Below are 6000 nucleotides of genomic sequence, written 5' to 3' on the forward strand. Positions count from 1 at the left end.
GGAAAGCTACACCGACGGGGTCGCCGTGGGAACGGGGTGCCACAATCGAACCGGCGGTTTCGAGTCGCCGCCCCGGATTCTCAGGAGTAGCCATGTCGTTCTCGATAGAGCTCAGTGACGACGTGATCGAGGTGCGGGACTGGGTACATCAGTTCGCCGCCGACGTTGTTCGCCCGGCCGCCGCCGAATGGGACGAACGCGAGGAGACGCCGTGGCCGATTATCTCCGAGGCCGCCAAGATCGGCCTGTACTCGCCGGAGTTGTTCGCCACCCAAGCCGCCGAACCGAGCGGAATCGGCATGCTCACGGTGTTCGAGGAGCTGTTCTGGGGAGACGCCGGCATCGCGCTGTCGATTCTGGGCACCGGATTGGCGGCAGCAGCCCTGGCGGGCAACGGAACCCCCGAGCAGCTGGGACAGTGGCTGCCCGAGATGTTCGGCACCGCAGACGCCCCCAAGCTCGGCGCTTTCTGCTCGTCGGAACCGGACGCCGGCTCCGACGTCGGTGCGATCCGGACCCGCGCCCGCTATGACGAAGCGACCCGCGAATGGGTGCTGAACGGCACCAAGACCTGGGCCACCAACGGCGGCATCGCCAACGTGCACATCGTGGTCGCCTCGGTCTATCCGGAACTCGGTTCGCGCGGACAGGCCACGTTCGTCATCCCGCCGGGCACCGCCGGCCTGTCCCAGGGGCAGAAGTTCAAGAAGCACGGCATCCGGGCTTCGCACACCGCCGAGATCGTGCTGGACAACGTCCGGCTGCCCGAGGACATGATCCTGGGCGGCCGGGACAAGTTCGAGGACCGCGTCGCCCGCGTCAAGTCCGGTGCCTCCGCGCGCGGACAGGCGGCCATGAAGACCTTCGAACGCACCCGGCCGACCGTCGGCGCGATGGCGGTCGGGGTGGCCCGCGCCGCCTACGAGTACGCCCTCGAATACGCCTGCCAGCGTGAGCAGTTCGGCCGCAAGATCGGCGAATTCCAGGCCGTGGCGTTCAAGCTCGCCGACATGAAGAGCCGGATCGACGCCGCCCGGCTGATGGTCTGGCGGGCCGGCTGGATGGGCCGCAACAACAAGGCCTTCGACAATGCCGAGGGCTCGATGGCCAAGCTGTTCGCCAGCGAGACCGCGGTTTATGTCACCGATGAGGCGATCCAGATCCTCGGCGGCAACGGCTACACCCGCGACTACCCGGTCGAGCGGATGCACCGCGACGCCAAGATCTTCACCATCTTCGAGGGCACCAGTGAGATCCAGCGGCTGGTCATCGCGCGGGCGCTGACCGGCCTGCCGCTGCGCTGAGCGCCCGGCGCGCACGTCAAGACTGTCAACCGGCGAAGACGAACCGGGTGCAGTCGGTCGGGAACGCGAACCAGGCCAGTGCCCGCCGCGGGACGATCATGCGCAGTCCGCCGCCGTCCGGCCCCGCCCAGGCGTCGGGGCCAGGAGCGTACTGCGGATGGTATTTCTCGAACGCTTTCGCCAACCGGGCTCCGAGGTCGTCCGGGTCTGCCGAGGTGGCCGTCGAGACTCCCTCGACGATCACCACCTGGGTACCGCTCTCAAGGGTCAAGGTGCAGGCCGGGTTGTGCTGGAGGTTGCGCGCGTGGCGGGTGGTCGGTGCGCCGTCGTAAAAGAAGCGGCCATCGAGCCACACGCCCCACCGCGGCACGGAGTGCGGCGTGCCGTCCGGGCGCACCGTGGTCAACCAGTAGTGCTGCGATGAGGTCAAGTGCTGTTCGACCTCTGGCCAGCTCAACAGGCCTTCTGTCGAACTCGGTAGCCCGTATCCCTCGGGCAGCGCAGGACGTGTCGCAGTGGGGCCCAGTGTCGAATCCATGACGCGCACGCTAGCTCTGATGTCCGACGCGGGATGCCCTACCCGGCCGTCTTCCCGTTGTCGGTCAGATACACCGCGCCGTGCACCGCGGCCGCGGCGTCGCTGGCCAGAAACGCGATCACCTCGGCGACATCGGCCGGTGCGCTCATGCCGCGCGGGGAGGCCACCCGCATGATCAGGTTGACGTCAGCGCCCTCGGGCAGCTGGAAGTTCGTCACCTGCGGGGTCAGCATCCCGCCCGGGCACACGGCATTGACCCGCGCCTTCTCCGCGGTGAACTCCACGGCCAACGCCCGGGTGAGCCCGACCAGGCCGTGCTTGGCCGCGCAGTAGCCCGCCGAGTAGGCCTGGCCCTCCACCCCGGCGATCGAGGCCACGTTGACGATGTTGCCGGCGGTCTCCAGCAGGTGCGGCAGCGCCGCGCGGCACAGAAAGAACGGGCCGTTGAGGTTGACCGCCAGGTCATGGGCCCACTCGTCGTCGGTGACGGCCAGCGTGTGGCGCATCTGATGAGCGCCGGCGACATTGACCAGGACATCTAGCCGGCCGAACTGCGCGACGCATTGCTCGACGGCCGCCGCGCAGGCCGGCGCGGTGCTGATGTCGGTCACGCAGTACTGCCCGCCGGGTACGTCGGCGAACACTGTGGCCAGCCGTTCGGCGTCGCGGGCCAGCCCGAACACCGTCGCGCCGCGCCGGGCGAACAGCTGCGCCACCGCGGCGCCCAGCCCCGACGAGGCGCCGGTCACCAGCGCGACTTTGCCTGACAGATCGGTCATGGGCACAACCGTATCCGCCGGGGTCAGCGGCGCGTGCGCCGGCGTAACGCCGCGCGGCCGAACGCGACCACCGTCCCGGGTGAACTGACGGACAGCTGCAGCACCTGCAGCGGATGTCGGGTGGAGCGCACCTTCAAGAAGCTGTAGACGTGCACGTCGCGGACCTTGGACTGCGGGTCGAACCGCCAGACTTCGATCCCGCAACCGTCGTGCCGCCCATGCGGGCCGCCCCACCACTCGTTGACGATGGTGTCGTCGGTGGCAGCGACCAACCGCTTGGACAGCCGGAACCGGCGCGCCTCGAACACCGCGCACGACCGCGCCCACGCCGTGTGAATGGCTTGCAACCCAACCGATTCCTCGCGTGCACCGTCGGCGATCATCACCAACCGGGCGTCGGGCGCGTAGATCTGAAAGATCACGTCGGGCAGATAAGCGTTGGTGGTGTCCTGTACGAATTCGACGAACGCGGCGGCATCGGCGGGGCGCCGCCCGATGACACCGGTCACCGGCCGCTCCACCGTGAGCGCAGTGCCGCGATACCCAACCGAACACCGGCCCGCCACAGCGCGAGCAGTCCACGCGGCCGCAGCGCCGCCGACATCAGCTGCGCCGAGTCGCAGTACAACACGCGTCGCCGAACCCGCCCCACCTCGTCGAGTTCGTAGCGGTCGATGGCCGGCCAGCTCACCGGTCTGCCACCGAGGGTGCCGAGGATCCGAAACTCGATGTACACCATGTGATCCGGCGACACCGCCGAGTTGACCACCTCAAGGTGCAGATCCGGTATCAGGGTGAAGATCCGGCGCCAGTAGGTGCTGGCGGCTTCGCGGCCCCGCACATCGGGGAGCAGCGGCTGGACATAACAGACGTCGGGGTTGGTCAAGGCGTCGAGGCGTTCGACGCTCGGCGCGGCCCAGACCGCCCGGAAGTGGTCGACGAATTCGGTCGTCACGCCGGGCTCCGTTCGGCGCAGACGATGCCGAGCCAGTCGTCGCCGGCCAACCCGCTGGCATGGGATGGGTCGTAGCGCTGCAGCAGATCGGCGACGCCGGCGTGGTCGCGGCTGGTGAATCCGTGGCGACCGAGTAGGGCCTCGAACTCCGGTGCGGTGAAGCCGCTGCGGTACGGTTCGCCGCGCCGGGCGACGACTCGGGCGATGCGCCGGGCGCTGAGCCACGGGGTGTCTCCGGTGACCACCGCGGCGTCGAGGTAGTCGGCGACCAGCCGGCTGCCGGGTGCGCACAGTGCCGCCAGATCGTCCAGCGTCGCTTCGATTGCGTGGCGGCTGAGGTACATGCTGACCCCGAGCCAGACGACGAGGGTGGGTGTGTTCGTATCAAATCCACTGGCCACCAGTCGGTCTCGCAGGGCACCCTGCTCGAGGTCGCAGGGCACCCAGACGACGTGGGCAGTGCGCGGCGACGGCAACAGCCGTTCGACGGTGGGGCGTTTTTCGGCTTGGGTTGCAGGCGCGTCGACCTCGAAGATGGTCACCGCGGCGTGGGCCTTGCGCAGGCTGGTGGTGTCGAATCCGGCCCCTAGCAGCACGAGTTGACCGGTGCCGCTTCGCAGCGCCGCCGTGCATACGTCATCGGTGAAGCGCGCCCGCAACACGATGTGGGCGTGCAACCCGCCCCATTTGCGGTCGAAGGCCCGCACCGCGGCACGGGCAAGCCACCGATTGGTAAGCAGCACACGCAGCGCCCGATGGCGGACGAGATGCCGGGACCAGGGATCGTCGAGCAGGCGGCGCTGCGGCGGCTGCAGGGATTCGGCGGCTCGTTGAGCGGCGTTGATCTGCGCGGTCAAACTTGCCGCCCGATTCAGGCGCCGTTCGCTCAGCGGGGCAGGAGCATGCACAGCGACAACGCTATGACCAGACCGGTCCGCGAGTAAGGTCCAATTCTATGCCGGATTCGTGGACCAATAATGCCGCCGGCGTGGATCTGCATCTCGAACTCCCGCCCGGGCACGGGCGCCGCGCAGCACTGGAAAACGCGCTGCGACAGGCGATTCGGGACGGGCGTCTGGCAGCAGGGGAGCGGTTGCCGTCCTCGCGAGCGCTGGCCGGACAACTCGGCCTCGCCCGCGGAACCGTCGTAGAGGCGTATTCGCAACTGGTCGCCGAGGGTTACCTGCGCAGTCGGCAGGGGGCGGTCACCGAGGTCGCCCGGAGCCCGGGCATGCCGCCGACGCCCGCGACCGTACCGGCCCCGACTCGGGTGGTGGCGGATTTCCGGCTCGGCCGTCCCGACCTGAGCCTGTTTCCGCGTGCCGAATGGCTCCGCGCGCTGCGGCGAGCCCTGCACGTCACCCCGCACGCGGAGCTGGGTCCGCTCGACCCACGAGGCGCGTTGCGACTACGCACCGCGCTGGCCGGCTACCTGGGCCGCGCGCGCGGAGTGCTGACCACACCCGAGCGCATCGTGATCTGCAGCGGCTTCACCCAGGGACTGCGTCTGGTGTGTGACGCACTCGCCGTCGCCGGTGCCACGTCGATCGCCGTGGAGAACCCGTGCTTGCCCGACCACCGCGCCACCCTCGCCGCCGCCGGGCTCGACAGCATTCCGCTGGATGTCGACCAGCACGGGGCACGCCCGGACGCGGATGCCGCGCCGGCCGCCGCCGTGCTGCTCACCCCCGCCCATCAAGCGCCGATGGGCGTCACGCTGGCCGCCGACCGGCGCTCCGAATTCGTCCGGCTGGCCACCGCAGCCGGTACCTACCTGATCGAAGACGACTATGACGGCGAATTCCGCTATGACCGCCACCCGGTCGGCGCGCTGCAGGGGCTGGCCCCCGAGCAGGTCGTCTACGCCGGCAGCGCCAGCAAGAGCCTGGCCCCTGGGCTACGTCTGGGCTGGCTCGCATTACCGGCCGATCTGGTCGACGCAGTAGTCGAAGCCAAGCGCCGTGCCGACCGCGGCACCGATGTCCTCGCCCAGTTGGCCCTGGCCGAGCTGATCGAATCCGGGGCGCTGGACCGTCACATCCGGCGGATGCGGCGACGCTACCGCCAGCGCCGCGACGCACTGGTGCACACCCTTGGCCGCGCGGTCCCGGCGATCCCGCTGCAGGGCATCGCCGCCGGTCTGCACGCGGTCCTCGTGCTGCCCGAGGGGCAGTCAGAAGCCGACGTCCTGGCCGCCGCGCGGCAGCGCCAGATCGCGCTGACCGGTTTGGCGCCGTTCTGGCACGGGCCACCGAAAGCCGAGGGAATCGTGTTGGGTTACGGCACCCCGGCCGAGCATGAATACCGCCGAGCGCTGGCACATCTCGGGCAGTTACTCGGTGGTTTAGCGAGCCTCGACGGAGGAGAGGCGAAGCTGGAACCGCCGCGTAAGTTCGGTGGTTTAGCGAGCCTCGACGAAGGAGA

7 protein-coding genes are annotated in these 6000 nt (G+C 69.3%); 2 read left to right on the forward strand and 5 right to left on the reverse strand.

Features of this window, described 5'->3' with window-relative positions:
* The first annotated feature begins 92 nt into the window (after positions 1-92).
* Complete coding sequence (locus AC5Y4Q_RS11670) at positions 93-1304, forward strand: acyl-CoA dehydrogenase family protein (protein WP_064923772.1); 1212 nt, start codon at positions 93-95, stop codon at positions 1302-1304.
* Between the two features lie 25 nt (positions 1305-1329).
* On the opposite strand, the gene AC5Y4Q_RS11675 is transcribed toward AC5Y4Q_RS11670, so the two are convergent.
* Genes AC5Y4Q_RS11675 through AC5Y4Q_RS11695 form a run of 5 tightly spaced genes read right to left on the reverse strand, consistent with a single transcriptional unit; the run spans position 1330 to position 4466 of the window.
* Entirely contained in the window at positions 1330-1842 is a 513-nt protein-coding gene (locus AC5Y4Q_RS11675) for a pyridoxamine 5'-phosphate oxidase family protein (RefSeq protein WP_064923773.1), read from the reverse strand.
* 38 nt (positions 1843-1880) lie between these two features.
* Complete coding sequence (locus AC5Y4Q_RS11680; RefSeq protein WP_125224896.1) at positions 1881-2621, reverse strand: SDR family NAD(P)-dependent oxidoreductase; 741 nt, start codon at positions 2619-2621, stop codon at positions 1881-1883.
* 23 nt (positions 2622-2644) lie between these two features.
* The gene (locus AC5Y4Q_RS11685; protein ID WP_125224897.1) at positions 2645-3130 is read right to left on the reverse strand and encodes a hypothetical protein; all 486 of its coding nucleotides are present in this window, start codon (positions 3128-3130) and stop codon (positions 2645-2647) included.
* The gene (locus tag AC5Y4Q_RS11690; RefSeq protein ID WP_064923776.1) at positions 3127-3576 is read right to left on the reverse strand and encodes a nuclear transport factor 2 family protein; all 450 of its coding nucleotides are present in this window, start codon (positions 3574-3576) and stop codon (positions 3127-3129) included. The genes AC5Y4Q_RS11685 and AC5Y4Q_RS11690 overlap by 4 nt, the downstream gene beginning before the upstream one ends.
* On the reverse strand, positions 3573-4466 hold the full coding sequence (locus AC5Y4Q_RS11695) for a class I SAM-dependent methyltransferase (protein WP_125224905.1): 894 nt from the start codon (positions 4464-4466) through the stop codon (positions 3573-3575). Before AC5Y4Q_RS11695 ends, AC5Y4Q_RS11690 begins: the two co-directional genes overlap by 4 nt.
* A 98-nt stretch (positions 4467-4564) precedes the next feature.
* On the opposite strand from AC5Y4Q_RS11695, the gene pdxR reads away from it, so the two are divergent.
* On the forward strand, positions 4565-6000 hold a 1436-nt coding region (gene pdxR, locus AC5Y4Q_RS11700; RefSeq protein ID WP_499959071.1), incomplete at its 3' end, for a MocR-like pyridoxine biosynthesis transcription factor PdxR.

It is taken from the genome of Mycobacterium sp. NGS16, assembly GCF_059813225.1.